Source organism: Pseudomonas sp. FP1742, from assembly GCF_030687145.1.
Classification (GTDB): domain Bacteria; phylum Pseudomonadota; class Gammaproteobacteria; order Pseudomonadales; family Pseudomonadaceae; genus Aquipseudomonas; species Aquipseudomonas frederiksbergensis_D.
In genome coordinates this window covers 2,840,539-2,864,075 of record NZ_CP117460.1, presented here as the reverse complement: position 1 = coordinate 2,864,075, position 23,537 = coordinate 2,840,539, and the positions used below count along the sequence as shown (strand labels likewise).

Genomic DNA, 23,537 nt, shown 5'->3' with positions numbered 1-23,537 from the left:
AACGTTCAACGACCGTAATCTTTAACCAAGACGCCTGATTCAAAAGAGGGGACCCCGTGAAATCTACTTATTCACTCGAACAACTTTTGCCTTTTGTACGACAACACTCAAACTACTACTGCGAGCATCTGAAACACCTACCCACAACAGGGATTACTTTAGAGAACTTACCGTTAACCAACGTGATCGACTATTGGGCCGGCAGTAACGATTTGAGTCACTGGCCGGTCCTCACCGGAAACGTCGATAATGCGCTGGTATTTAAATCGGGAGGTTCAACCGGCCAGGGTAAACTTGCGGTGTATTCCTACGAGGAATGGCACGCATTGGTCAGTACTTTCGGAGCCAGCATCTCATCTCAACTGAATAACGGAGACCGAGTCGCCAATCTGTTCTTTTCAGGGGATCTTTACGCCAGCTTTTTGTTTATTCACGACTCCCTGGCCCATGTCGGGCGATCCATCAGCGAATTTCCGTTTACCGGAAACGTCGAGCTGGACGTACTGGCGGATGCCATCGCGCGATACCGGATCAACGTTCTGGCCGGAGTACCGGCACAGCTACTGCGATTTGCGGCCTACCTGGCGCAGCATCGGCGTGTGTTGTGTGGGGTCGATACGTTGCTGTATGGCGGAGAAAGCCTGTTTGCCCCACAGCTGGCCATCCTTGGCGAAGTCTTCCCTAACGCCCGCTTCGCCTCCATTGGCTATGCCAGCGTAGACGCCGGACTCATAGGCGCCAGCAGTCGCGACTGTGCATTGGGCGAGCATCGGGTGTTCGAACAACAAACCCTGCTGGAAATCATCGATGAACACACTGGTGAAGTCATTGAGGAATGCGATCGCATCGGAATGCTCGTGTTGACCAATCTGACTCGTCGGCTCATGCCGCTGCTGCGCTACCCGGTAGGAGACCGTGCCTGTTGGTGTGAACCGATTGGGTCTCCAACACGTAAATTTGCGCTCAAAGGGCGCTGCGCCCATAGCCGGCGGGTACGAGTGGGTGTGCTGTCGCTGCTTACCGAAGAAGTACACGAGGTCGTTCAGCGTGTAGCACACAGCGAGCAATGGCAATTGCTGATCGAACAGGCCGGCCACAAGGATCTGTTGAGCCTGAAGTGGGTGCCCGGCTCTGTGTTACAAACTGTCGAAGCGATAGGCCAGGCACTGCTTGAAGCACTGGTTGCCCGTTACCCGGTCATTGACGACCTGAGCCACGAAGGTCTGCTCGAGTTTCGGGTCCTGCCGTGTGCAACGACTGATCTGAGACTTCACCCGCGCTCGGGCAAACAACTCAGGGTGCTGGATTTGCGCGTGTATGACGCTCCCGCACTGGAGTCGGTGCGATGACCCGATTGGTTTTTCGCCCCTACCGCCCCTCCGACGCCGGAGCCGTGAGCCGGCTATTTCGAGAGGTCTACGGCGATCATTACGTTCAGCCGGATGTCTACCTGCCGAACATGATCAATCAGCACAACGCCGAGGGTCACTGGCAATCGATGTTGGCGGTGGATGACGTGCGGGTTCTGGGGCACGCTGCCCTGTGTCGCACCGCGCATTCGAATACCGCTGAGCTGGCGCTGAGCGTGGTTCATCCTGCCGCACAGGGGCAGAGCATCGCGACCCGTCTGGGCCGGGCGTTACTGATGCAATCAGGTTGCCTGGGGCTGGAGAGCGTTTCGATCAAGCAAGTCACCCATCACCCCTACACACAACGCATGGCCCAGAAAATCGGCTTCCACAGCACGGGTCTGATGCCCGATTATGTCCCTTCGCCATTCGCTGATCCGCTCCCGGAAACCATCGTGATGGGCTATCACATGATCGATGGACACAGGCGCCCACTCCCTGACATTCCCTGGCCCGAAAGCTGCCGTACGTTAATGCAGCACCTTTGCTCGGTGTTCGGAACCCACCAGCACAAGACGTCACCCGCCGCGATGCCCTTGCAAATCAAGCAACACCAGCGTCGGTTCGACATTGTGATTCAGTATTTGAACAAAGATTTACTTGAGCAACTCTGGCAACTGCCCAGGCACTGGCTGATCTCGGTACGACTCGAACTGTCCCGGCACTTCGCCCGGAACTTGCGTAGCTTTTCGGCATTGGGTTTCGCCTTTACCGGCCTGATGCCCACACCAGGGGACACTGGCTGGTTCGCACTGTTTCATCGAGGCGTTCAGGCTCGATCCCTCAACCTGAACTGCGCGCACATGCAACAGTTGCATGACGATTTACAGCAGAACGCCAACGCAACGAGAACCTTGCACGGCCCCCATTCCCCTGGCGGTGCCCGCTCAGCCGCGTGAATCCTTTCTATACAAACCATTAGTCGACTGTGCACAGAGCTCCACCATCCAGTCGACGAACACTCGCACCCGCCGGGACAACTGGCGGTGAGGAGGATAGAGCGCCGTCAGCGGCATACCCGGTGGCGGCACGTCCCTCAGGATCTCGACCAAGCGTCCCTCCTTCAACTGGTGGGCAACGTGATAATACGGGGTCTGAACCAAGCCATATCCCGCCTCACACGCTGCCAGATAACCATCGGAACTGTTGACCGAAACGTGCTTGGGCAAGTCGATCAATAGCAACTGGTCCTCGACTTCAAATTCCAGTCCGTAGCGTTTGCCTGTGCTACTGGAAAAGTATTCCACCATCTGATGCCCCTGCAGATCCTCCAGACACTGCGGAGTCCCGCAACGCTGCAAGTATTCGGGACTGGCACACGTGACCTGCTCCAGTGTGACCAATGGCCGTGCCACCAGTGAATCGTCCAGGGCCGAGCCTCCCCTCAACACGCAATCGACCCCTTCGCGGATCAGATCCACAGGCCGGTCATTCAAACCGATTTCCAGCTCGATCAAGGGATATCGGGCAGTGAATTGCGGCAATGCCGGGATCACGATCAAACGCCCCACTCCCGCCGGCATGTCCACTCGCAGCAACCCCTTGGGGTTTTGGCGAGCCGCGGAAAACACCGCTTCGGTCTCTTCCAGATCCGCCAGCAACCGCACGCAACGGGGGTAATAGGCAGCGCCGTCGAGCGTCAGGCTGATCTGCCGAGTAGTGCGTTGCAGCAGTTGCACGCCCAGATGTGCCTCAAGCTGCTTGATCAGGATGGTCACCGAAGCCCTGGGCAACTGCAGGCTGTCCGCTGCCTTGGCAAAGCCGCCCAGTTCGACGATTCGGGTGAACACGCGCATGGCGTTGAAACGGTCCATTGCTTTGGTTACCGATTATTTAGATTTTACAAATAGTGATAGCAGTTTTAGCCGGTTTATCTTGTTTTTGTCGAGAGCAACAATGGGGCTTCAATTCAAAGGGAGCTGATTTCATGCAAACACGTCAATTGGGCAAGAACGGACCACAGGTGTCTGCCATCGGGCTGGGCTGCATGGGCATGACCGATTTCTACACCACGGGCGTAGACACCCGAGAAGCCACCGCCACCCTGCATCGTGCGCTGGAGCTGGGGATCAACCTGCTCGACACGGCAGACATGTACGGTCCGCACACCAACGAAGAGCTGATCGGCAAAGCCATTGCCGGCAAGCGTGACCAAGTGTTTCTGGCCAGCAAGTTCGGCATTGTCCGGGACCCGTCCAACCCTGGGGCACGGGGGGTCAACGGTCGGCCGGAATACATTCGCGAAGCGATCGACGGCACCCTCAAACGCCTGGGCGTGGAAACCCTGGATTTGTATTACCAACACCGCATCGATCCACAGGTGGCCATCGAGGAAACCGTCGGCGCCATGGCAGAACTGGTGAAGGCTGGCAAGGTGCGTTACCTGGGGTTGAGTGAGGCTTCGGTTGCCACGCTGGAGCGAGCGAACAAGGTTCATCCGATCAGCGCATTGCAAAGTGAATATTCGCTGTGGAGCCGCGATCAGGAAGAAAACGGTTGCCTTGCCGCGTGCCGGCGCCTGGGTGTTGCCTTCGTGCCTTACAGCCCGTTGGGCCGGGGCTTTTTGACCGGGTCACTGAAAAGCCCGGATGACTTCGCCGCCGACGACTACCGTCGCTTCAGCCCGCGCTTTCAAGGGGAAAACTTCGCGAAAAACCTGCTACTGGTGCAGCAGGTACAAACGCTGGCCGCTGACAAGGGCGTGACAGCCGGCCAACTGGCCTTAGCCTGGGTCCTGGCCCAAGGGGATTACCTGATCCCGATTCCAGGTACCAAACAGCGTAAATACCTGGAAGAAAATGTGGCCGCGCTGGACGTGAAACTGAGCCGCGAAGAGTTGCAGGCCCTGGAAGCGATATTCCCGGCCAATGCCACCGCTGGCTTGCGCTACCCGGAAGAGGTCATGAAGTTGCTCGACCGGTAGCAGCTGCCTGGCCCGCTCGACAGTTCGAGCGGGCCAGCGCTGCCAATGTCAGGCCCTGGCCTTGACCCCCTTGTCATTGGGGACCGTTGTCCCGTTGCCCTTGCCATAGGCTTGCAAGTTTTGCAGTACGTAAATCGCCGTCTTGTATTCCGGGATCAAGCCAACGGCGTACTTGTCACCCTTGATGCTGTTGTTCTGGATGGCGTCCAGTTGTGTAGCGAAATACTCCAGTGCATTGAATTTCGCGTCCGGGTCTTTCTGTACGCCAAAGCGGTCGAACTTGTCACCGGCATTGAGCAAGGTCATCGAAGTAATATCGGAAATCAGGCCTTTGCTTCTCAAGAAGGCACTGAGATTGCCCAGTTGTTTGGCAGAGACATTTTCCGGGTCGAAGCCCTTGATATTGCGGTGCAGTTTCTGTTCATCCATTTTCGCGGTATTCAGCGCATTGGGATTGCTGCCCACCATTGCTAGCATCTGCTTGACCCTGGCGCTATGGGTGACAGGCTTGCTGCTGCCCGCGTCCCTGACCAGTAATCCTGCCTTGCTCGTCCAGCTACCTGTGTAACCGATTGTCATGACCGGGCTCCCGACTGCGTGGCCGGATGCCCATCATCCAAAACACGCAGACGTCCTTGTGAGGCGACCATAAAAAGTTCCTTGTTTAACCGAGTTAAGTGCGGGCGAGTATCGACGCGCGCACTAGTGCCACCAACAAATATTTCTGTTTTTTACAATTCTTGTACATTTACGATACATAGCAAAAAGCACCTTGTTTCATTGGCCTGCACGGGTCTTTTCGATAGAAGTGCAGGCGACAAAAAACATCTTTATGTACGTGTTGGTTAGTTCGTTTGTATCAAGACCGATACTTCCCGCCTCACACCGCTCGTTCCTCCAACGAAGTCACTCAGGCGACCGGAGCGATGGCATCGAACTCCCGTTTTCCGACGTTCAGGGGGGCAAACCTGACAATTTTGTCATTCCTCGCTCATTCAGCTGACAGCATTGATCTGCGATGATCTGGCTGGCCGACCTTGTATAACTTCGAAACACTCCCGCAATGCCCTGTCGGATAAAAGAGTCAAAATGCATCCTTTTGGCCGCAACCCGAGACGAAATGCCTATGCGAACCCACCTGCGTCTGGTCGCCCTGAGCGCCCTCTTCATTTCCTCCCTGGCCCAGGCCGCCGACCTGATCCCGATCGAAGTTCACCGCGACGCCAACTGTGGCTGCTGCAAAAAATGGGTCAGCCATCTTGAAGCCAATGGTTTCAAGGTCGAAGACCATGTCGAAGCCGACATGAGCCAGTTCAAGCAACAACACGGCGTGCCGCCTCGCCTGGCGTCGTGTCACACCGCGTTGATCAACGGCAAATTCGTCGAAGGCCATGTGCCTGCCGATCAAGTGCTGGCCTTGAGCAAGCGTGACGATCTGTTGGGAGTTGCCGCCCCGGGCATGCCGATGGGCTCACCCGGCATGGAAATGGACGGCATGAGCGACGCCTATCAGGTAATCGGCCTGCAAAAGGACGGCACTGACGTGGTGGTGGCGGACTACTCCGCCCATTGATGTTCGGTGCCTACATCGGGCTGTTTCTCGCGGCGTTCGGCGCCGCAAGTCTGCTGCCCTTGCAGTCCGAAGCGGTGCTGGTGGGACTGTTGCTCAGCGACCAGTACTGGCTGTGGTCGCTGCTGGCGGTCGCAACGCTGGGCAATGTGCTGGGGTCGCTGCTGAATTGGTGGTTGGGGCGCGGCATCGAACGGTTTCGCGAACGGCGCTGGTTTCCGGTCAGCCCTCGTCATCTTCAACAAGCCCAAAAACACTATCAGCGCTATGGTCATTGGTCCTTGCTGCTGAGCTGGGTACCGATCATCGGCGACCCGCTGACGCTGATGGCCGGAGTCATGCGCGAACCGCTGGGGCGTTTCCTGATGATCGTAACCCTGGCCAAAGGCGCCCGTTATGGTGTGCTGGCATTGGCCACGTTGGGCTGGATGGGTTGAACGATCATGGCCTGTGGTTAATGTCACCCTAATCACGCCAATCCAGCATCGGTGGATTTCCTGTGGAGGTCTCCCATGTCGCCCATTCTTTCCCGCTGGTTACCCGGCCTGCTGCTGACGGCGGCACTGCCCGTTCTCGCCCACGCGCAGAACCAGACCGAAACACCGGAATATGGCCCCGAACTTCAGGGCTTTGAGTATCCCTACACGGTCAAGCATTTCGCCTTTGAGTCCCAAGGCAAATCCCTGCAAATGGGCTACATGGATGTCGCCGCCCAAGGCAAGGCCAATGGCCGCAGTGTGGTGCTGATGCACGGCAAGAATTTCTGCGGCGCCACCTGGGACAACTCGATCAAGGCGCTGAGCGAGGCCGGTTACCGGGTTATCGCCCCGGACCAGATCGGCTTCTGCACCTCCAGCAAACCGGACCACTATCAGTACAGTTTCCAGCAACTGGCGAGCAACACTGCGCAACTGCTCAAAGCCCTCGGCATCCAGAAGACGACCCTCCTGGGCCACTCCACCGGCGGCATGCTCGCCACCCGCTATGCGCTGCAATACCCCGATCAAGTCGAACAACTGGCGCTGGTCAATCCCATCGGCCTGGAAGACTGGAAAGCCCTTGGCGTGCCCTATCGCACGGTTGACCAGTGGTATGAACGCGAGCTGAAAGTGACGGCGCAAGGCATTCACGATTACCAACGCAGCACCTATTACGATGGCCGCTGGAAGCCCGAGTTTGACCGTTGGGTGGACATGTACGCAGGCCTGGCCAAAGGCCCGGGCAAAACAGCGGTGGCGTGGAATTCGGCGCTGATCTACGACATGATCTTCACTCAACCGGTGTACTACGAGTTCAAGGACCTGAAAGTGCCGACCCTGCTGCTGATCGGCACCTCCGACACCACGGCCATCAACAAGGACATCGCACCGCCCGAGATCAAGGCGAAAATCGGTCGCTACGAGGTGCTCGGCAAGCAAGTGGCGAAGCTGATTCCACAGTCGACACTGATTGAGTTCCCGGGCCTGGGCCACGCGCCGCAGATGGAGGAACCGGCGAAGTTCCATCAGGCATTGCTCGACTGGCTGAACAAAACCAATCCCGTTCGTTGATGAGGTGAAGCTGATGGCGGTGCAGATTGCAGTGATCGATGACTGGCAGGACGTGGCGCGCGATGTGGTGGACTGGTCGGTGCTGGACAGCATCGGCCAGGTGAGTTTTATCCATGACTACCCGGCCGACAACGAAACCCTGGCCGAACGTCTGGGCGCCTTCGAGGTGATCTGCGTGATGCGCGAGCGCACCCGGTTCGACGAAGACCTGCTGCGTCGCTTGCCCGCGCTTAAACTGCTGGTCACCGGCGGCATGCGCAACGCCGCCCTGGATCTGCAAGCGGCCGCCGCGCTGGGCATCCAGGTCTGCGGCACCGACAGCTACAAACACGCGGCTCCCGAATTGACCTGGGCACTGATCATGGCCGCGACCCGCAACCTGGTGGCCGAAGCCAACGCCTTGCGCGCGGGCCAATGGCAGCAAGGCCTGGGCGGCGACTTGCAGGGCAAGACGCTGGGGATCCTCGGCCTGGGCAGCATCGGTCAACGGGTCGCCCGGTTCGGCCAGGTGTTCGGCATGCGCGTCATCGCCTGGAGCGAAAACCTTACCGCCGAACGAGCGGCCGAAGTCGACGTGACCTATGTCAGCAAGCAGGAACTGTTCGAGCAGGCCGATGTGCTGTCGGTCCATCTGGTGCTCAGCGAGCGCAGTCGCGGTCTGGTGGACGCCCAGGCGCTGGACTGGATGAAGCCCACGGCATGGCTGGTCAATACTGCGCGCGGGCCGATTGTCGATGAGTCGGCGCTGATCAAGGCGCTGCAGAAACAGCGCCTGGCGGGCGCGGCGCTGGACGTGTTCGAGCACGAGCCGCTGCCCCGCCATCATCCCTTCAGAACGCTGGACAATGTATTGGCCACGCCCCATGTCGGGTACGTCAGCCGACAGAACTACCAGCTGTTCTTTTCGCAGATGATCGAGGACATTCAGGCTTGGGCGGCCGGGGCGCCGATTCGGCTGCTGGGATGAGACCGCGTTATCGTTCATCACGGGCAAGCCCGCTCCCACAGTGATCTCGGGTGTTCACAAAATATGTGACCACAACCAATCCCTTGTGGGAGCGGGCTTGCCCGCGAAGAGGCCCTCAAACCCACCCCAAATCCTGCGCACCGCAATGGTGCAATCCACACTCCGTCGCGCCCAACTATCGTGACCTCCAGGTCCCGATTTGACCCATCCCCAAAAACAAAACTGCCCTTCGTCGGTGCGTTGCCCCATGAAGCCCGCGTGTTTTGTACCTTCTCCCAACCGATTGTCGAACAATCTGTCCGGTGGACCGTCCCCCCTCCAAGTTCTGGCCTAGACTGTTTTCGGGGATAAAACCGACTGGTCATTCGGTGAAAAAAATCGAAACTTTTGGTGCTGGCTTCGGGTCAGGTGAAAGGTAGGGCCACAGCGACTGGTGCATTCCTTGCAACAGCCACTTCACCCATTGAGCTTCAGCGCATGGGCAGCACTTGCTCACCGATGCGTAGCGCGTTTGCGCCCGGCCACAGGATTTGGCCAACCGTTTGTGCCAGGCCTGGAATCAGATCAACAACACGGGGAGATGCATATGATCAGTACGGCGTTAGATATTAAGGGAGAACGTGCTCATCAGCAGGTCGGCGAAACCAGTACCGTGGGAACCCTCACAGCCAAAGCGGTCAGTGTGCCGGTCACCAAGATGCTGGCACCGGTAGTCCGTCAGAATCCCAACAAGAAACGAGTGCTGTTTGTCACCTCGGAGATTGCCGACCTGGTGAAGACCGGCGGCCTGGGCGACGTTTCCGCCGCCCTGCCGCGTGCCATGGCGCATCTGCACGATGTGCGTGTGCTGATCCCCGGTTATCCGCAAGTGATGAACAGCGAGAACCCGATTCATATCATTGGTGAACTGGGCGGGCACGCGGCGTTGCCGCCCTGCAAGATCGGGCGCATGGACATGCCCGACGGCCTGGTCATTTACGTGTTGATCTGCCCTGAACTGTACGAGCGCGAAGGTTCACCCTACGGCGCCAACAACGGCCGCGACTGGCCGGACAACCATATTCGTTTCGCCCGCCTGGGCCTCGCGGCCGCCGATATCGCGGCCAACCTCGCTCAAATTCACTGGTGCCCGGATCTGGTGCACGCCCACGACTGGCCCGCCGGCCTGGCCCCTGCCTATATGCACTGGCGCGGCCAACGCACCCCGACCCTGTTCACCATCCACAACCTGGCCTACCAGGGCGTCACCAGCCTCGGCTCGTGCCCGGAACTCGGTATTCCCATGCATGCCTTGCAACAGGAAGGCATGGAGTTTTACGGCAAGATGTCGTTCCTCAAGGCCGGCATGGCCTATTCGAGCCACATCACCACGGTCAGCGCCACCTATGCCCAGGAAATCACCACGCCGGCCTTCGGCTGCGGTCTCGACGGTTTTCTCGCCGCCAAGACCCAGCAAGGCCTGCTCAGCGGGATTCCCAATGGCATCGATGAAAGCTGGGATGCGGCCACCGATCCGCACCTGTTCCACCCGTTCGGCATCGGCGACTGGGACGGTAAAGCCGTCAACGCGATGCACGTTCGCAGGCTGTTCGATCTCGAAGACTCCAAAGGTCCGCTGTTCGCCGTGGTCTCGCGACTGGTCTACCAGAAAGGCCTGGACCTGACCGAAGCGGTGGCTGAATACATCGTCGCCAACGGCGGGCAGATCGCAATCATCGGCCGTGGCGAACCGGAAGAAGAACAAGCCATGCGTGAACTGGCATTGCGCTTCCCCGGACAAGTCGGGGTGCACATCGGTTTCAATGAAACCGACGCCCGCCGGATGTTCGCCGGCAGCGATTTCCTGCTGATGCCTTCACGTTACGAACCCTGCGGCCTGAGCCAGATGTACGCCCAGCGTTTCGGTTCATTGCCGGTGGCGCGCAATACCGGCGGCCTGGCCGACACCATCGAAAACGGCGTGACCGGTTTCCTGTTCGACGAATCCACCGTGGAAAGCTATCGCGAAGCCCTGAGCCGCGCGTTCAAGGTGTTCGCCTTCCCCGGCCTGCTCAACGCCATGCGTTGCCGGGCCATGGCGGCGCCCTTCAACTGGTGCAAGGCAGTCGAACCCTACGCCGAACTCTACGAACAACTGGTGGCTAAAGCGCTGGGTAAATCGGCCAAACAGTAAGAGGCTTTAAACGATGCCGTTACGGACCCTCGAGACCTGGCCCCACGGCGCAATCATGCTGGACGCAGAACACACGCGTTTTGCCTTGTGGGCGCCAGATGCGTTTTACGTCAGTCTTGAACTGGAAGATGGACAATCCCTGCCGCTACTGCCTCAGGCCGATGGCTGGTTTGTGATCAAGACCCGCTGCCCCGCGGGCACCCGTTACCGCTACAACATCGATGGCGAGCTGGAGGTGCCGGACCCGGCCTCCCGCGCCCAGGCGGGGGATATCGGCAGCCCCAGCGTGGTGGTCGATCCCCTCGCCTATCGCTGGCAACACCGCGCCTGGCAGGGTCGGCCATGGAACGAGGCGGTGATCTACGAACTGCATGTCGGTGCTCTCGGCGGTTTCAGCGAGGTCGAGCAGCATCTGGCGCGACTGGTCGAACTGGGGATTACCGCCATCGAACTGATGCCGTTGGCGCAATTTCCCGGCGAGCGCAATTGGGGCTATGACGGGGTTCTGCCATATGCGCCTCAGGCCTCCTACGGTTCGCCCGAACAACTCAAGCACCTGATCGACACGGCCCACGGCCATGGCCTGGCGGTGATTCTCGACGTGGTCTACAACCACTTCGGCCCGGACGGCAATTACTTGCACCGCTATGCCAAAGGCTTTTTCCGCGAAGACAAACACACCCCGTGGGGCGCAGCCATCGATTTTCGTCGGCGCGAGGTGCGCGACTTCTTTATCGACAATGCGTTGATGTGGTTGCTGGAATATCGCTTCGACGGTCTGCGCCTGGATGCGGTGCACGCCATCGAAGACCCGGATTTCCTTCAAGAGCTGGCGCAACGGATCCGCCGGCAAATCGACCCGGCGCGGCATGTGTGGCTGATGGCGGAAAACGAGCACAACCAGGCCAGCCTGCTGGAGCAAGGTTTCGACGCACAGTGGAACGACGACGGCCATAACGCCCTGCACGTTTTGCTCACCGGTGAAACCGATGCCTATTACGCCGACTACGCCCAGAACCCCACCGAACAACTCGCCCGCTGCTTAAGCCAGGGCTTTGTGTTTCAAGGCCATATCACCCACCACGGTACGCCGCGCGGTGAGCCGAGCGGTCACTTGCCGCCCACGGCCTTCGTGCTTTTCCTGCAGAACCACGACCAGATCGGCAACCGCGCCTTTGGCGAGCGGCTGCATCAACTGGCCCGCTCCGAAGCCCTCAACGCCGCCACCGTGTTACTGCTGTTGTCGCCGATGATTCCGCTGATGTTCATGGGCGATGAGTTCGCCGCCGAGCAACCGTTCCTGTTCTTCACCAGCCATCACGGTGAACTGGCGGAGTTGGTGCGCGAAGGTCGACGCAACGAATTCGCAGCCTTCAGCGCCTTTGCCGACCCGCACAAACGTGAGCAGATTCCCGACCCGAACGCGACGCAGACCTTCGAGGCATCGCGGCCGACACTGACCGCCAGCCAGGAACCGGCCACTTATGAGTTGTATCGCCAACTGCTGCAAATCCGCCACCGACATATCATCCCGCACCTGCCCGGCGCCCACGCGCTGGGGGCGCAGGTACTGGCCGAGGGCGCGGTGTCGGCACGCTGGCGGCTGGGCAATGGCAGTCAGTTGCGCATTGACCTGAACCTCCGCGACGCACCCGTGGTCCACTCCCCACAGGCCGACGCGACACTGCTGTTCGAATACCCGCCGCATTCGGCCGGCCTGTTGAATCAGGGCATGCTTGCCCCGTATTGCGCGCTAGTCAGCCTCACGGCCGCAGCCCCTTTGCTACCCCCGGATGGAGAGCGCCCATGAGCGATACGCAACTGGAAATACTGGCCAGCCAAGCCGGCCTGGCCGTCGACTGGATCGACGCCAATGGCCGCCCACAGAAAGTGACCCCGGCAGTGCTGCGTTCAGTGCTGGCCGGGCTTGGCCATCCTGCCAGTACCGCCCAGGAGATCAACGCCAGCCTGGCGCAACTGCAGGAGGTGCGACAAACCCGGCACCTGCCGCCGCTGCTGACGTGTGACGTTGGCGTCGGGCTTGATCTGGCCCACTACTTCGCACCGCAAACCCCCTGTGAGATCCATCTCGAAGACGGCTCACGGCTCAACCTGAAGCTCGATGACAACGCTGTTTTACCCGGTTTGGTGCCGGTGGGTTATCAGCACGTCATCATCGACGATCAGTCGTTCACCCTGGCGGTGGCCCCCGAGCGCTGCTACAGCGTCGGCGACGCCGTTGACAGTCAAAACCCGCGTGTCTGGGGCCTGAGCGTGCAGTTGTATTCGCTGCGCCGGCCCGGCGATGGCGGTTTCGGCGACACCCAGGCGCTTGAGGACCTGGCCCGGGTGGCCGGCGAACGGGGCGCCGAAGCGTTGGCGATCAGCCCGCTGCATGCGATGTTCAGCGGCGACACCCAGCGCTACAGCCCCTACTCACCGTCCAGCCGTTTGTTTCTCAATAGCCTGTACGCGGCGCCCGGTGCGATTCTCGGCGAGCGTGCCCTGCGCACCGCGATCGACGCCACGGGGCTGGCCGCCGAACTCAAGCACCTCGAAGCCCTGCCGCTGATCGACTGGCCCACCGCCGCCGAGGCCAAACACCGTTTACTGGAAGCCTTGTACGAAGGGTTCACCCACGGCGCCCACCCCTTGCATGCCGACTTCAGCAGCTTCCGTCACGCCGGTGGCGAAGCGCTGGAAAATCATTGCCGCTTCGAAGCGATCCAGGAAGCCCGTGCCAGGCGCGGTGAAAACCTCGACTGGCGCGAGTGGCCCGAACAATGGCGTAACCCGCGCAGCGCTGCCCTGGCGCAATTTGCCGAGGAGAACAGTTCGCGCATCGGCTACTACGCGTTCTGCCAATGGCTGATCGCCCGCAGCCTGGAACGCGCCCAGACCGCCGCTCGCGGTGCCGGCATGGGGATCGGCCTGATCGCCGACCTGGCCGTGGGCGCCGACGGCGGTGGCAGCCAGGCCTGGAGTCGCCAGGACGAACTGCTCGCCTCGCTGACCGTGGGAGCGCCACCGGACATCCTCAACCGCACCGGCCAGGGCTGGGGTATTTCCGCGTTCTCGCCTGAAGGTCTGGTGCGCAACGGATTTCGTGCGTTCATCGAAATGCTGCGGGCCAACTTCGCCCATGCCGGCGGCCTGCGCATCGATCACGTCATGGGCCTGCAACGCCTGTGGGTGATCCCCAAGGACGCGCCGCCCAGCGACGGCGCCTACCTCTATTACCCGGTGGACGACCTGCTGCGCCTGCTGACCCTCGAATCCCATCGGCACCAGGCTATCGTTCTCGGCGAAGACCTCGGCACCGTGCCCGATGGCCTGCGCGAGAAACTCATCGCACGCTCGATCCTCGGGATGCGCGTGCTGCTGTTCGAACAGGACAACGCCCACTTCAAGCCGATTCTCGACTGGCCCGACAATGCGCTGGCAACCACCAGCACCCATGACCTGCCGACGCTCAATGGCTGGTGGCATGGCCGCGATATCGATTGGAGCGCGCGCCTGGACCTGGTCGACGCCACGGGTGAAATCCAATGGCGCCAACATCGCGAACGCGAGCGCGAAGGCTTGCGCCGGGTGCTGAGCCAGGACCCGCAAAATTTCCGTGAAGAGTCCCATGAAACCGATCAGGTGCTCGACGCCGCCGTCCGGTTCCTCGGTCATACCCGCGCGCCACTGGTGTTGCTGCCACTGGAGGATGCCCTGGGCATCGAACAACAGGCCAACCTGCCCGGCACCACCGATACCCATCCCAACTGGTCCCGTCGGTTGCCCGGCGACAGCGAAACCCTGCTTGATGATCCGGATGCCGCCCGACGCCTGGAACTGCTCGCCTGTGCGCGACTTCAGGCGGCCGAGCGTGACCAATGAATCAACCGCTCATCCCACCGCTGCGGGCAACCCTGCGGCTGCAATTTCATAAGGACTTCACCCTGGATCAGGCGGTGCCGCTGGTGCCGTATTTCGCCAGCCTGGGCATCAGCCACCTCTACGCCTCACCACTGCTCGCCGCCCGCGCGGGCTCCATGCATGGCTATGACGTGGTGGACCCGACCACGGTCAACCCTGAACTGGGTGGCGAAGCGGCATTGCGCCGCTTGGTCAGTGCATTGCGCAAACAGAACATGGGGCTGATCCTCGACATCGTTTCCAACCACATGGCCGTTGGCGGTGGCGACAACCCCTGGTGGCTCGACTTGCTGGAATGGGGGCGGCTGAGCCCTTACGGCGAATTCTTCGACATTCAATGGCACTCACCCGACCCGTTGATGGAAGGCCAGTTACTGTTGCCCTTTCTGGGCAGCGATTACGGCATCGCTTTGCAGGACGGCACCCTGCCCTTGCGTTTCGATGCCCGGCGCGGCGCCTTCTATGTCGAGCACTATGAGCATCATTTCCCGATCAGCCCCACGGACTACGGAGAACTGCTCAAGCCCGATGATCGATTGAATGCCGAGCAGACCGAGCAGCTCAAATCCCTGGCCGACCGCTTCAGTACCTTGAGTTACCAGACCGACGCCCACAGCCTGGCGATTCCGCTAAAGGCCGAGCTGCATGAACTCGCCAGCGATCCGGCCATTCTTCACGCCATCGCGCGCACCCTCGGCACGTACGACTCGCTCACTCCCGAGGGTTTCCAGCGCCTGCATAACCTGCTGGAGCGCCAGAGTTATCGCCTGGCCAGTTGGCGCACCGCGGCGGATGACATCAACTGGCGGCGTTTTTTCGATATCAATGAACTCGGTGGCTTGCGCGTCGAACGGCCGGCGGTATTCGAAGCGACCCATGCAAAGATTTTCGAGCTGGTGGCCGAAGGACTGGTCGACGGCCTGCGCATCGACCACATCGACGGCCTCGCCGATCCGCGTGGCTACTGCCGCAAACTGCGGCGCAGGATCGATCGCCTGGCACCCGGCCGACACCTGCCGATCTACGTCGAGAAGATCCTCGGCGAAGGCGAAACCCTGCACCGCGACTGGTGCGTCGATGGCAGTACCGGTTACGAATTCATGAACCAGCTGTCGTTGCTGCAACATGATCCCGAAGGTGCCCAGACCTTGGGCGAACTCTGGAGCCGGCATAGCGAACGCCCCGCCGACTTTCGCCAGGAAGCGCAACTGGCACGCCAGCAGATTCTCAACGGCTCCCTCGCCGGAGACTTCGAAAGCGTCGCCCACGCCCTGTTGCAAGTGGCCCGCAACGACCTGATGACACGGGACCTGACCCTCGGCGCGATCCGTCGGGCCTTGCAGGAACTGATTGTGCACTTCCCGGTGTACCGCACTTACATCAGCCCATTGGGTCGCTCAGCCCAGGACGAGGTGTTTTTCCAACAGGCCATGGACGGTGCCCGGCAGACCCTTGGCGAGGCCGATTGGCCGGTGCTCGATTGCCTGGCCGGCTGGCTCGGCGGCCAACCCTGGCGCAAGCGCCCGGTGGGCCGCCCGCGCAAACTGCTCAAGCATGCCTGCGTGCGCTTCCAGCAACTGACCTCTCCGGCGGCGGCCAAGGCCGTGGAAGACACCGCGCTATATCGCTCGGCAGTGCTGCTGTCGCGCAACGATGTCGGCTACAACACCGAGCAGTTCAGCGCCCCGGTTATCGACTTCCACGCCGTGTGCGCCAATCGCCTGGCCGAATTCCCCGACAACCTGCTGGCCACCGCAACCCACGACCACAAACGCGGTGAAGACACCCGCGCGCGGCTGGCGGTGTTGAGCGAGCGCAGCACCTGGTACGCCGAGCAGGTCGAACAGTGGCGAATACTGGCCGACGCACTGCGCATTGACCCAGGCGCCCCCTCGGCGGGCGACGAGCTGATTCTCTATCAAGCGATTCTCGGCAGTTGGCCGCTGGACCTGCGCAGCGATGATCAGCCAGCGCTCGAGGACTACGCCAAACGCCTCTGGCAGTGGCAACAGAAAGCCCTGCGCGAAGCCAAGTTGCAAAGCAGCTGGAGCGCGCCACACGAGGGGTATGAACAGGCGACCCAGGGGTTTCTCGAACGCCTGCTGCTCAGCCCCGAAGGCCAGCCGCTGCGCACGGCCATCGGTGCGGCGGCGCAACGCATTGCCGCCCCGGGCGCGCTCAATGGATTGGCGCAAACCTTGCTGCGCATGACCGTGCCGGGGGTGCCGGACCTCTATCAGGGTAACGAGTTCTGGGACTTCACACTGGTCGATCCGGACAACCGCCGGCCGGTGGATTACACCCTTCGTCAGCAGGCCCTGCAAAGACCGTTGGACCTGCCCGATCTGTTGGCGAACTGGCATGACGGGCGCATCAAGCAAACCCTGATCGTCCGGGCATTACACGTGCGCGCCGAGCATGCCGAGGTGTTTCAACAGGGGACTTACCAGGCCCTTGAAGTCATTGGCAGCCAAGCCCACCGGGTGTTGGCGTTTGCTCGAGAATGGCAGGGAAAACGGGCTATCGTGGTAGTACCGATACGCTGTGCCGAACTGCTGGAAAACAGTGCCGAACCACGGGTTGACGCGCCGCTGTGGGGCGATACCCGAGTCAAATTGCCGTTCGCCGTCACTGAAGAAAATCTGAAGGGACTTTTTGCAAGCGTCGCAGTCACAAAACACAGGGAATTGCTGGTCAACACCGCGCTGGGGGACTTCCCGGTCAATCTCTTTATCCAAACTACCCAAGCTTGAGTTCAGTTCAGGAGCATTGCGATGAGTACCGACGAAAAACGCATCCGCGAATTTGCCTATCAAATCTGGGAATCCGAAGGCAAACCCGAGGGCCAGGAAGAGCGCCATTGGAAGATGGCCTGCAAACTGGCCGAGGCCGAAGCGCTGGCGCCCGGCAAATCAGCCAAGGCCAGCGGCAGCAAAACCGCCGCCACCAAACCTGTCGGCAAGCCCGACGGCAAGCTGGTCAATGCCAAGGGCATCGAAGCCAAACCCCGAGCCAAGCCCAAAGCCAAACCCGCCGCTGCTTCGGCAGTGATCCCGCCAGGCGAAAAAGCCACCGTGAAAAAGCCTCGCGCAGCGCGTAAACCGCCAACGACCTGACGCTTCACGGCCTTGTCCTGATTAACTTCGTGGCGAGTTCTCTCGCCACCGAGAGCGCATTCGCCCTCGAAAAATACCGTTGCAGGAGCAGCTATGACCAGTCCAAAGAAAACCGCGCCCGAACCTCACGAGGCCTCGCGAATCCGTGAAGGCTTGCCCTTCCCGCTTGGTGCGACCTGGGATGGCCTGGGAGTCAATTTCGCGCTGTTTTCGGCTAACGCGACCAAGGTCGAACTGTGCATCTTTGACGATGCCGGCGAGGTGGAAATCGAACGTATCGAGCTGCCCGAATACACCGACGAGATCTACCACGGCTACTTGCCCGATGCCCATCCGGGATTGATCTACGGCTATCGCGTCCATGGGGCGTACGACCCGGCCAACGGTCATCGCTTCAATCCCAACAAACTGCTGATCGATCCCTATGCCAAACAATTGGTCGGCCAGCTGAAATGGTCCGAAGCGTTGTTCGGCTACACCATCGGCCACCCTGACGCCGACCTCAGTTTCGATGAACGGGACAGCGCGCCCTTCGTGCCCAAATGCAAAGTGATCGACCCGGCCCACACCTGGGGCCACGACCATCGGGTCAGCGTGCCGTGGGACAAGACGATCATTTACGAGACTCATGTACGCGGTTTCAGCATGCGTCACCCCTCCGTCCCCGAGAACCTGCGCGGCACCTTTGCCGGGTTGATGGTCGATGACGTGCTGGAACACATCCGCAAGCTCGGTGTGTCGACCGTGGAATTGCTGCCGATCCATGCCTTCGTCAATGACCAGCATCTGCTGCACAAAGGCATGACCAATTACTGGGGTTACAACAGCATCGCGTTCTTTGCCCCGGACCCGCGCTACCTGGCCAGCGGCAAGATCGCCGAGTTCAAGGAGATGGTCGCGCACCTGCACGACGCCAATCTGGAAGTGATCCTCGACGTGGTCTACAACCACACCGCCGAGGGCAACGAACAAGGCCCGACCCTCTCGATGCGCGGCATCGACAACGCCTCTTACTACCGCTTGATGCCCGACGACAAACGCTACTACATCAATGATTCCGGCACCGGCAACACCCTGGACCTGAGCCACCCGTGCGTGCTGCAAATGGTCACCGACTCCCTGCGCTACTGGGCCACGGAAATGCACGTGGACGGGTTCCGTTTCGACCTGGCGACCATTCTCGGCCGCTACCATGAGGGCTTCGACGAGCGGCACAGCTTCCTCGTGGCCTGCCGGCAGGACCCGGTGCTGCGCCAGGTGAAGATGATCGCCGAACCCTGGGACTGCGGCCCCGGCGGTTATCAGGTCGGCAACTTTCCGCCGGGCTGGGTCGAATGGAACGACAAATTCCGCGACACCGTGCGCGCGTTCTGGAAAGGCGACGACGGCCAGCTCGCCGACTTCGCCAGCCGCATGACCGCGTCCGGTGAAATGTTCAACCAGCGTGGGCGCCGGCCATATGTTTCGTTGAACTTCATCACCGCCCATGACGGTTTCACCCTCAATGATCTGGTGTCGTACAACGACAAACACAACGAAGCCAACGACGAGAACAATCAGGACGGCAGCAACAACAACCTGTCCTGGAACCACGGCGTCGAAGGCCCCACCGACGACCCCGAAATCAATGCCCTGCGCCAGCGGCAGATGCGCAACTTCTTTGCCACGTTGCTGCTGTCCCAGGGCACGCCGATGCTGGTGGCCGGCGACGAGTTCGCCCGCACTCAGGAAGGCAACAACAATGCCTATTGCCAGGACAGCGAAATCGGTTGGGTCAATTGGGACCTGAGCGAAGACGGCAAGGCCCTGCTCAAGTTCGTCAAACGCCTGATCAAGTTGCGCCTGGCCTATCCGATCCTGCGCCGTGGACGCTTTCTCGTGGGCAATTACAACGAAGACATCGGCGTCAAGGACGTGACCTGGCTTTCCCCGGACGGCAGCGAAATGTCCACCGAACAATGGGAGGAAGGCCACGGTCGTTGCCTCGGCATGCTGCTCGACGGTCGCGCCCAGGAAACCGGCATACGCCGCAAAGGCGCTGACGCGACCCTGCTGCTGGTGGTCAACGCCCACCATGACATCGTTAACTTCCTGCTGCCGGAAGTGCCTGACGGCGGTTTCTGGACCTGCATGATCGATACCAATCAACCGTCGATACGTGGCCAGGAACGCTTTGAGTTCGGTCGCGAATATTCGGTCACCGGCCGTTCGCTGCTGCTGTTCGAATTGCAGCATGAGGAAGAAGAGTGAGTGGATCTCAGGGGTAAAGCACAACTCATGTGGGAGCGGGCTTGCTCGCGAAGGCGGTGTGCCAGGCAACATTAATGTCGACTGACACGCCCTCTTCGCGAGCAAGCCCGCTCCCACACCAATTGTGTTGCCTCGAAGGTTCCGGTGATTTTTTGCGAACCCCGACACAGCCAGGGTTAAAAAAACCGCATCAGACCAAAGGCTGAGGCGACGAATAGCGTTTCATGAGCAATACTCTGCCGGCGGCAATCCAGGGTTCGGAGCGCTGCACATTGCTATCTACCCGCCTTCACGGGTCTGCCAGGCTTGCGCCCTTGCAAGCATCGCGCACGACTGAGGGCAAGACAGAACAAGGACGTAGCGCCTATGAAACCGGTTTCCATCAGCGAAAACAGCTTGCCCGCGCAGATCTGGAACAGCGCCCCGCAACTGGACAACATCCCCGTCATCAACACCGAAACACTCGTCCCGTCCGGGGCTCGCGCAGTGGTCATCGCCCCGCATCCCGGTGATGAAGTGGTGACCTGCGGTGGCCTGCTGCAACTGTTGTGCGCCCTCGGGCATCCCCTGCAATTGATCTCGATCACCGACGGTAGCGCCAGTCATCCGGGGTCGCGACAGTGGTCGGAAAAACGCCTGAGCGTGTTCCGCCCCCAGGAAAGTGTCGAAGCCTTGCGCCGGCTCGGGTTGCCGATGCACAGCCTGAAGTGGATTCGCGGCGGCTTCACCGACAACGCTCTGGCCGAGCGGGAGTCCGAGTTGACCCAATTCATCGTCCGCTACCTGCGCCCCGGCGATGTGGTATTCACCACCTGGCGCGAAGATGGCAACGTCGATCACGACGCCGTCGGCCGTGCCAGTGCCAGGGCTGCCGCCCTGGTCGGAGCGACGCTCAACGAAATACCGGTCTGGGCCTGGCATTGGCCGATGCGCGATCACGGTCTGATCCCCTGGCATCGCGCGCGCAAGCTACGCCTCGACACCTGGACCGTCGCGCGCAAAAGCCACGCCACTTACGCCTATGCCAGCCAACTCGACGGTGAACCGGCGATCGGCATCGCCCCGATGCTGCCCCGGGTGATTCTGGAGCGTATGCGCTTGCCATATGAACTTGTGTTTGTCTGAATCATTCGAGGAATGCCTTTTGTGGCAAAGGCGCTTTTGTGGCGAGGGGGCTTGCCCCCGTTGGGTCGCGAAGCGGCCCCAAAAGCTTTGCGACTGCTTCGCAGCCGAACGGGGGCAAGCCCCCTCGCCACAGTAGCCCGCTCCCGCATTGGATTGGCTGCGCTCAAACTGAACTGCTCGCCAATGCATCAGTCGCATGCATACAGCAACCCTGATTCAGAGGAGTGAACGTGACCCGCGATTCCGAACGCCAAGCCGTCGAATCAATGACACTGAACACGCCCCCGGCGATTCATCGACTCAGAGTGCTGACGGTCAATACTCACAAGGGGTTCACTGCCCTCAACCGACGTTTCATCCTCCCGGAACTGCGCGAGGCGGTACGCAGTACGTCGGCGGACCTGGTGTTTCTTCAGGAAGTGGTCGGTGAGCACGACCGCCATTCTTCCCGTTACAACGACTGGCCACCGACCTCGCAATACGAATTCCTGGCCGACAGCATGTGGAGCGATTTCGCTTACGGTCGCAACGCGGTCTACCCCGACGGCCATCACGGCAATGCCCTGCTGTCGAAATACCCGATACGCGAATTTCGTAACCTCGATGTCTCGATCACCGGCCCCGAGCGGCGCGGCTTGTTGCACTGTGTGCTGGATGTACCGGGCCATGCCGAAGTGCATGCCATTTGCGTGCACCTGAGCCTGTTGGAAAGCCATCGACAACTCCAGCTGCAGTTGCTCTGCCTGTTGCTTGAATCGCTGCCCGACGATGCCCCGGTGATCATTGCCGGCGACTTCAACGACTGGCAATTGCAAGGCAACGCCGCCCTCTCCCGACGCAATTACCTGCATGAAGCGTTCGAACGCCACCACGGTCGACCGGCGAAGACGTACCCGGCGCGGTTTCCCCTGCTGCGCCTGGACCGTATCTACCTGCGCAATGCCAGCAGTCATGAACCACGCATCCTGGGCCACAAGCCCTGGACGCACCTGTCGGACCATTTGCCCCTGGCGGTGGAAGTGCACCTGTAATACCGTCAAACGACAGGCGCCAAAGGCTACCGGCTTTAGCAGAAAAAATGACAGCAATGACGTTCCAACTCGCTCAATATCTTTTCACTGATCATCCATCGCTCGACCGATAGCCCACTACCAAACACGTCTGGATCGCACCTTCAAGAATGATTTTTCGCACAAACAACAACTTAGATCTGCGACAAAAATCAGTCACTTATAAAGCATAAATTATCAATACCACTTATCGGCCATTTTCTTGACGCAAAGCCATCGGTCTTCTTAGCTAGTCCTTACTACCCCCGGAAATCCATCCGGGGCAAGTCTCCAGACACCCTCGAAACGGGCGGGTCGGACCTTGCCTCAATCCATTCGGTCGCCCCTCATTCGGGGTAGGAGAGACGCCACAGCGAGATACACATGCGATTGCAAGGTAGACCTCCATGAGAACTTCATTCACCCCACAAGAGATAAGATTCACTTTTTGCGTTGTCTCCGGTTCACTCCTGCTGTGCTCATCCATGGAGGTGCGAGCGTCGTCTGCCGAGGACGAAACATCGCCCTGGTACAGCCAGCAACCGCCGACACTTACCTTGCCCTTCGGCTTGGCCACGTATCCCGACCGTTTACGCGTCAACTCCGACTTACCCAGCTCGCGCCTGACAATCGAAGACGCCGCGCCCCTGGCCTGGGAACACGCCTATGGCCCGACGTCGCGGCAGGCCCAAACCGATTATCTGGCCCAGGGCACGATCCCCGGAGCCAGCGAATTCAAAGGCCCGGCGCTCCTGACCGTGCAAAGCAACAGCGGTCATACCCAACGGGTCGGACTGATCGGCGGCAACGCGCAATTCCAGGGCAATGACAACGGCCTGCTGACCAGCCGCGCCCTCGCCGCCCCCAGCCATGACACGCTCAACCTTCAAGGCCAAAGCCTTGGTGCCTACTGGAGCCTGACCGGGCCGCAAGGCTGGCACGTCGACTTGACGGCCAGCGGTGGCCGGGTCAACGGTTACAGCCGCAATGAACAGGGCGTACGGCAAGCCACCGAAGGCAGCGCGGTGACGCTGTCGGTGGAAGGTGGTTTCCCGATCGGCCTGAGCGAAAACTGGGTGGTTGAACCCCAGGCGCAGTTGATCAATCAACGCATCACGCTGGATACGCCGTATGCCGGCTCCGGCAACGCCTCATCCAGCGACCTGACGTCCTGGAGCGGTCGGGTCGGTGCACGTTTGAAAGGCAGTTACGATATCAACGGCCTGCCGGTCGAACCCTATGTGCGGACCAATTTGTGGCACACGGTGTACACGGGCAATACCGTGAGCCTGGATCAGGTCGACAAAATCAGTAGCAGTCGCAATTCATCGACGGTGGATGTGGGTCTGGGGTTGGTGGCCAGGGTGACGCCTTTGGTCAGCCTGTATGTCAGCGCCGATTACAGCAGCGATGTGGATGACAATGATTTGAACGGGTTGATTGGCAGCCTTGGGGTGCGGATGCGTTGGTGAGGGTATGAC

The 23,537-nt window shown here is 60.3% G+C and carries 18 protein-coding genes; 16 read left to right on the top strand and 2 right to left on the bottom strand.

All coding sequences use genetic code 11. The annotated features are described in order from the left end of the window. Nucleotides 1-56 precede the first annotated feature (56 nt). Both PSH64_RS12705 and PSH64_RS12700 read left to right on the top strand, forming a co-directional pair. Entirely contained in the window at nt 57-1,349 is a 1,293-nt protein-coding gene (locus PSH64_RS12705; protein WP_305480845.1) for an AMP-binding protein, read from the top strand. Then, nucleotides 1,346-2,308, top strand: coding sequence for a GNAT family N-acetyltransferase (locus PSH64_RS12700; protein WP_305480844.1), 963 nt, complete (start codon nt 1,346-1,348; stop codon nt 2,306-2,308). Before PSH64_RS12705 ends, PSH64_RS12700 begins: the two co-directional genes overlap by 4 nt. Here PSH64_RS12700 and PSH64_RS12695 read toward each other — a convergent pair. Further along, nucleotides 2,297-3,223: a LysR family transcriptional regulator gene (locus PSH64_RS12695; protein WP_105342006.1), complete on the bottom strand. Its 927-nt coding sequence runs from the start codon at nt 3,221-3,223 to the stop codon at nt 2,297-2,299. The two genes, PSH64_RS12700 and PSH64_RS12695, sit on opposite strands and share 12 nt — an antisense overlap. Nucleotides 3,224-3,336: 113 nt before the next feature. Between PSH64_RS12695 and PSH64_RS12690 the strand changes: the two genes are divergently transcribed. After that, nucleotides 3,337-4,332, top strand: coding sequence for an aldo/keto reductase (locus PSH64_RS12690; RefSeq protein WP_105342008.1), 996 nt, complete (start codon nt 3,337-3,339; stop codon nt 4,330-4,332). 48 nt (nt 4,333-4,380) lie between these two features. On the opposite strand, the gene PSH64_RS12685 is transcribed toward PSH64_RS12690, so the two are convergent. Further along, entirely contained in the window at nt 4,381-4,911 is a 531-nt protein-coding gene (locus PSH64_RS12685; protein WP_105342011.1) for a hypothetical protein, read from the bottom strand. 547 nt (nt 4,912-5,458) lie between these two features. Here PSH64_RS12685 and PSH64_RS12680 point away from each other — a divergent pair. The 13 genes from PSH64_RS12680 to PSH64_RS12620 all read left to right on the top strand — a co-directional run bounded on the left by PSH64_RS12680 (nt 5,459) and on the right by PSH64_RS12620 (nt 23,528). Continuing rightward, nucleotides 5,459-5,905, top strand: coding sequence for a DUF411 domain-containing protein (locus PSH64_RS12680; RefSeq protein ID WP_305481146.1), 447 nt, complete (start codon nt 5,459-5,461; stop codon nt 5,903-5,905). After that, on the top strand, nt 5,905-6,339 hold the full coding sequence (locus tag PSH64_RS12675; protein ID WP_105342015.1) for a YqaA family protein: 435 nt from the start codon (nt 5,905-5,907) through the stop codon (nt 6,337-6,339). Before PSH64_RS12680 ends, PSH64_RS12675 begins: the two co-directional genes overlap by 1 nt. 75 nt (nt 6,340-6,414) lie before the next feature. Next, entirely contained in the window at nt 6,415-7,452 is a 1,038-nt protein-coding gene (locus PSH64_RS12670) for an alpha/beta fold hydrolase (RefSeq protein WP_305480843.1), read from the top strand. 13 nt (nt 7,453-7,465) lie between these two features. Beyond that, nucleotides 7,466-8,419: a D-2-hydroxyacid dehydrogenase family protein gene (locus tag PSH64_RS12665; protein ID WP_305480842.1), complete on the top strand. Its 954-nt coding sequence runs from the start codon at nt 7,466-7,468 to the stop codon at nt 8,417-8,419. Between the two features lie 586 nt (nt 8,420-9,005). Further along, a complete protein-coding gene (gene glgA, locus PSH64_RS12660; protein ID WP_305480841.1) occupies nt 9,006-10,592 on the top strand; it encodes a glycogen synthase GlgA in 1,587 nt (528 codons plus the stop codon). A gap of 13 nt (nt 10,593-10,605) precedes the next feature. Continuing rightward, on the top strand, nt 10,606-12,402 hold the full coding sequence (gene treZ / locus PSH64_RS12655; RefSeq protein ID WP_305480840.1) for a malto-oligosyltrehalose trehalohydrolase: 1,797 nt from the start codon (nt 10,606-10,608) through the stop codon (nt 12,400-12,402). Continuing rightward, nucleotides 12,399-14,477 carry a 4-alpha-glucanotransferase gene (gene malQ, locus PSH64_RS12650; protein WP_305480839.1) on the top strand — a complete coding sequence of 693 codons (2,079 nt, stop codon included), beginning with the start codon at nt 12,399-12,401 and terminating at the stop codon, nt 14,475-14,477. Before treZ ends, malQ begins: the two co-directional genes overlap by 4 nt. Continuing rightward, nucleotides 14,474-17,269, top strand: a complete 2,796-nt coding sequence (locus PSH64_RS12645) for a malto-oligosyltrehalose synthase (RefSeq protein WP_305480838.1) — start codon at nt 14,474-14,476, stop codon at nt 17,267-17,269. The genes malQ and PSH64_RS12645 overlap by 4 nt, the downstream gene beginning before the upstream one ends. Before the next feature lie 21 nt (nt 17,270-17,290). After that, the gene (locus tag PSH64_RS12640; RefSeq protein WP_305480836.1) at nt 17,291-17,632 is read left to right on the top strand and encodes a DUF2934 domain-containing protein; all 342 of its coding nucleotides are present in this window, start codon (nt 17,291-17,293) and stop codon (nt 17,630-17,632) included. Between the two features lie 93 nt (nt 17,633-17,725). After that, nucleotides 17,726-19,882 (top strand): glycogen debranching protein GlgX, encoded by a 2,157-nt coding sequence (gene glgX / locus PSH64_RS12635; RefSeq protein WP_105342033.1) that lies wholly within the window; start codon nt 17,726-17,728, stop codon nt 19,880-19,882. A gap of 366 nt (nt 19,883-20,248) precedes the next feature. After that, nucleotides 20,249-21,007 carry a PIG-L deacetylase family protein gene (locus tag PSH64_RS12630; protein ID WP_105342036.1) on the top strand — a complete coding sequence of 253 codons (759 nt, stop codon included), beginning with the start codon at nt 20,249-20,251 and terminating at the stop codon, nt 21,005-21,007. Nucleotides 21,008-21,237: 230 nt separating this feature from the next. Continuing rightward, nucleotides 21,238-22,038: an endonuclease/exonuclease/phosphatase family protein gene (locus PSH64_RS12625; protein WP_305480835.1), complete on the top strand. Its 801-nt coding sequence runs from the start codon at nt 21,238-21,240 to the stop codon at nt 22,036-22,038. Between the two features lie 425 nt (nt 22,039-22,463). Further along, the gene (locus PSH64_RS12620) at nt 22,464-23,528 is read left to right on the top strand and encodes an autotransporter outer membrane beta-barrel domain-containing protein (RefSeq protein WP_305480834.1); all 1,065 of its coding nucleotides are present in this window, start codon (nt 22,464-22,466) and stop codon (nt 23,526-23,528) included. The last annotated feature ends 9 nt before the right edge of the window (nt 23,529-23,537 follow it).

Excerpts from the sequence above, each read along its gene's own strand:
- PSH64_RS12700 (WP_305480844.1), top strand. The coding sequence starts at position 1,346 with ATGACCCGATTGGTTTTTCGCCCCTACCGCCCCTCCGACGCCGGAGCC.
- PSH64_RS12695 (WP_105342006.1), bottom strand. The coding sequence starts at position 3,223 with ATGGACCGTTTCAACGCCATGCGCGTGTTCACCCGAATCGTCGAACTG.
- PSH64_RS12690 (WP_105342008.1), top strand. The coding sequence starts at position 3,337 with ATGCAAACACGTCAATTGGGCAAGAACGGACCACAGGTGTCTGCCATC.
- PSH64_RS12685 (WP_105342011.1), bottom strand. The coding sequence starts at position 4,911 with ATGACAATCGGTTACACAGGTAGCTGGACGAGCAAGGCAGGATTACTG.
- PSH64_RS12680 (WP_305481146.1), top strand. The coding sequence starts at position 5,459 with ATGCGAACCCACCTGCGTCTGGTCGCCCTGAGCGCCCTCTTCATTTCC.
- PSH64_RS12675 (WP_105342015.1), top strand. The coding sequence starts at position 5,905 with ATGTTCGGTGCCTACATCGGGCTGTTTCTCGCGGCGTTCGGCGCCGCA.
- PSH64_RS12670 (WP_305480843.1), top strand. The coding sequence starts at position 6,415 with ATGTCGCCCATTCTTTCCCGCTGGTTACCCGGCCTGCTGCTGACGGCG.
- PSH64_RS12665 (WP_305480842.1), top strand. The coding sequence starts at position 7,466 with ATGGCGGTGCAGATTGCAGTGATCGATGACTGGCAGGACGTGGCGCGC.
- glgA (WP_305480841.1), top strand. The coding sequence starts at position 9,006 with ATGATCAGTACGGCGTTAGATATTAAGGGAGAACGTGCTCATCAGCAG.
- treZ (WP_305480840.1), top strand. The coding sequence starts at position 10,606 with ATGCCGTTACGGACCCTCGAGACCTGGCCCCACGGCGCAATCATGCTG.
- malQ (WP_305480839.1), top strand. The coding sequence starts at position 12,399 with ATGAGCGATACGCAACTGGAAATACTGGCCAGCCAAGCCGGCCTGGCC.
- PSH64_RS12645 (WP_305480838.1), top strand. The coding sequence starts at position 14,474 with ATGAATCAACCGCTCATCCCACCGCTGCGGGCAACCCTGCGGCTGCAA.
- PSH64_RS12640 (WP_305480836.1), top strand. The coding sequence starts at position 17,291 with ATGAGTACCGACGAAAAACGCATCCGCGAATTTGCCTATCAAATCTGG.
- glgX (WP_105342033.1), top strand. The coding sequence starts at position 17,726 with ATGACCAGTCCAAAGAAAACCGCGCCCGAACCTCACGAGGCCTCGCGA.
- PSH64_RS12630 (WP_105342036.1), top strand. The coding sequence starts at position 20,249 with ATGAAACCGGTTTCCATCAGCGAAAACAGCTTGCCCGCGCAGATCTGG.
- PSH64_RS12620 (WP_305480834.1), top strand. The coding sequence starts at position 22,464 with ATGAGAACTTCATTCACCCCACAAGAGATAAGATTCACTTTTTGCGTT.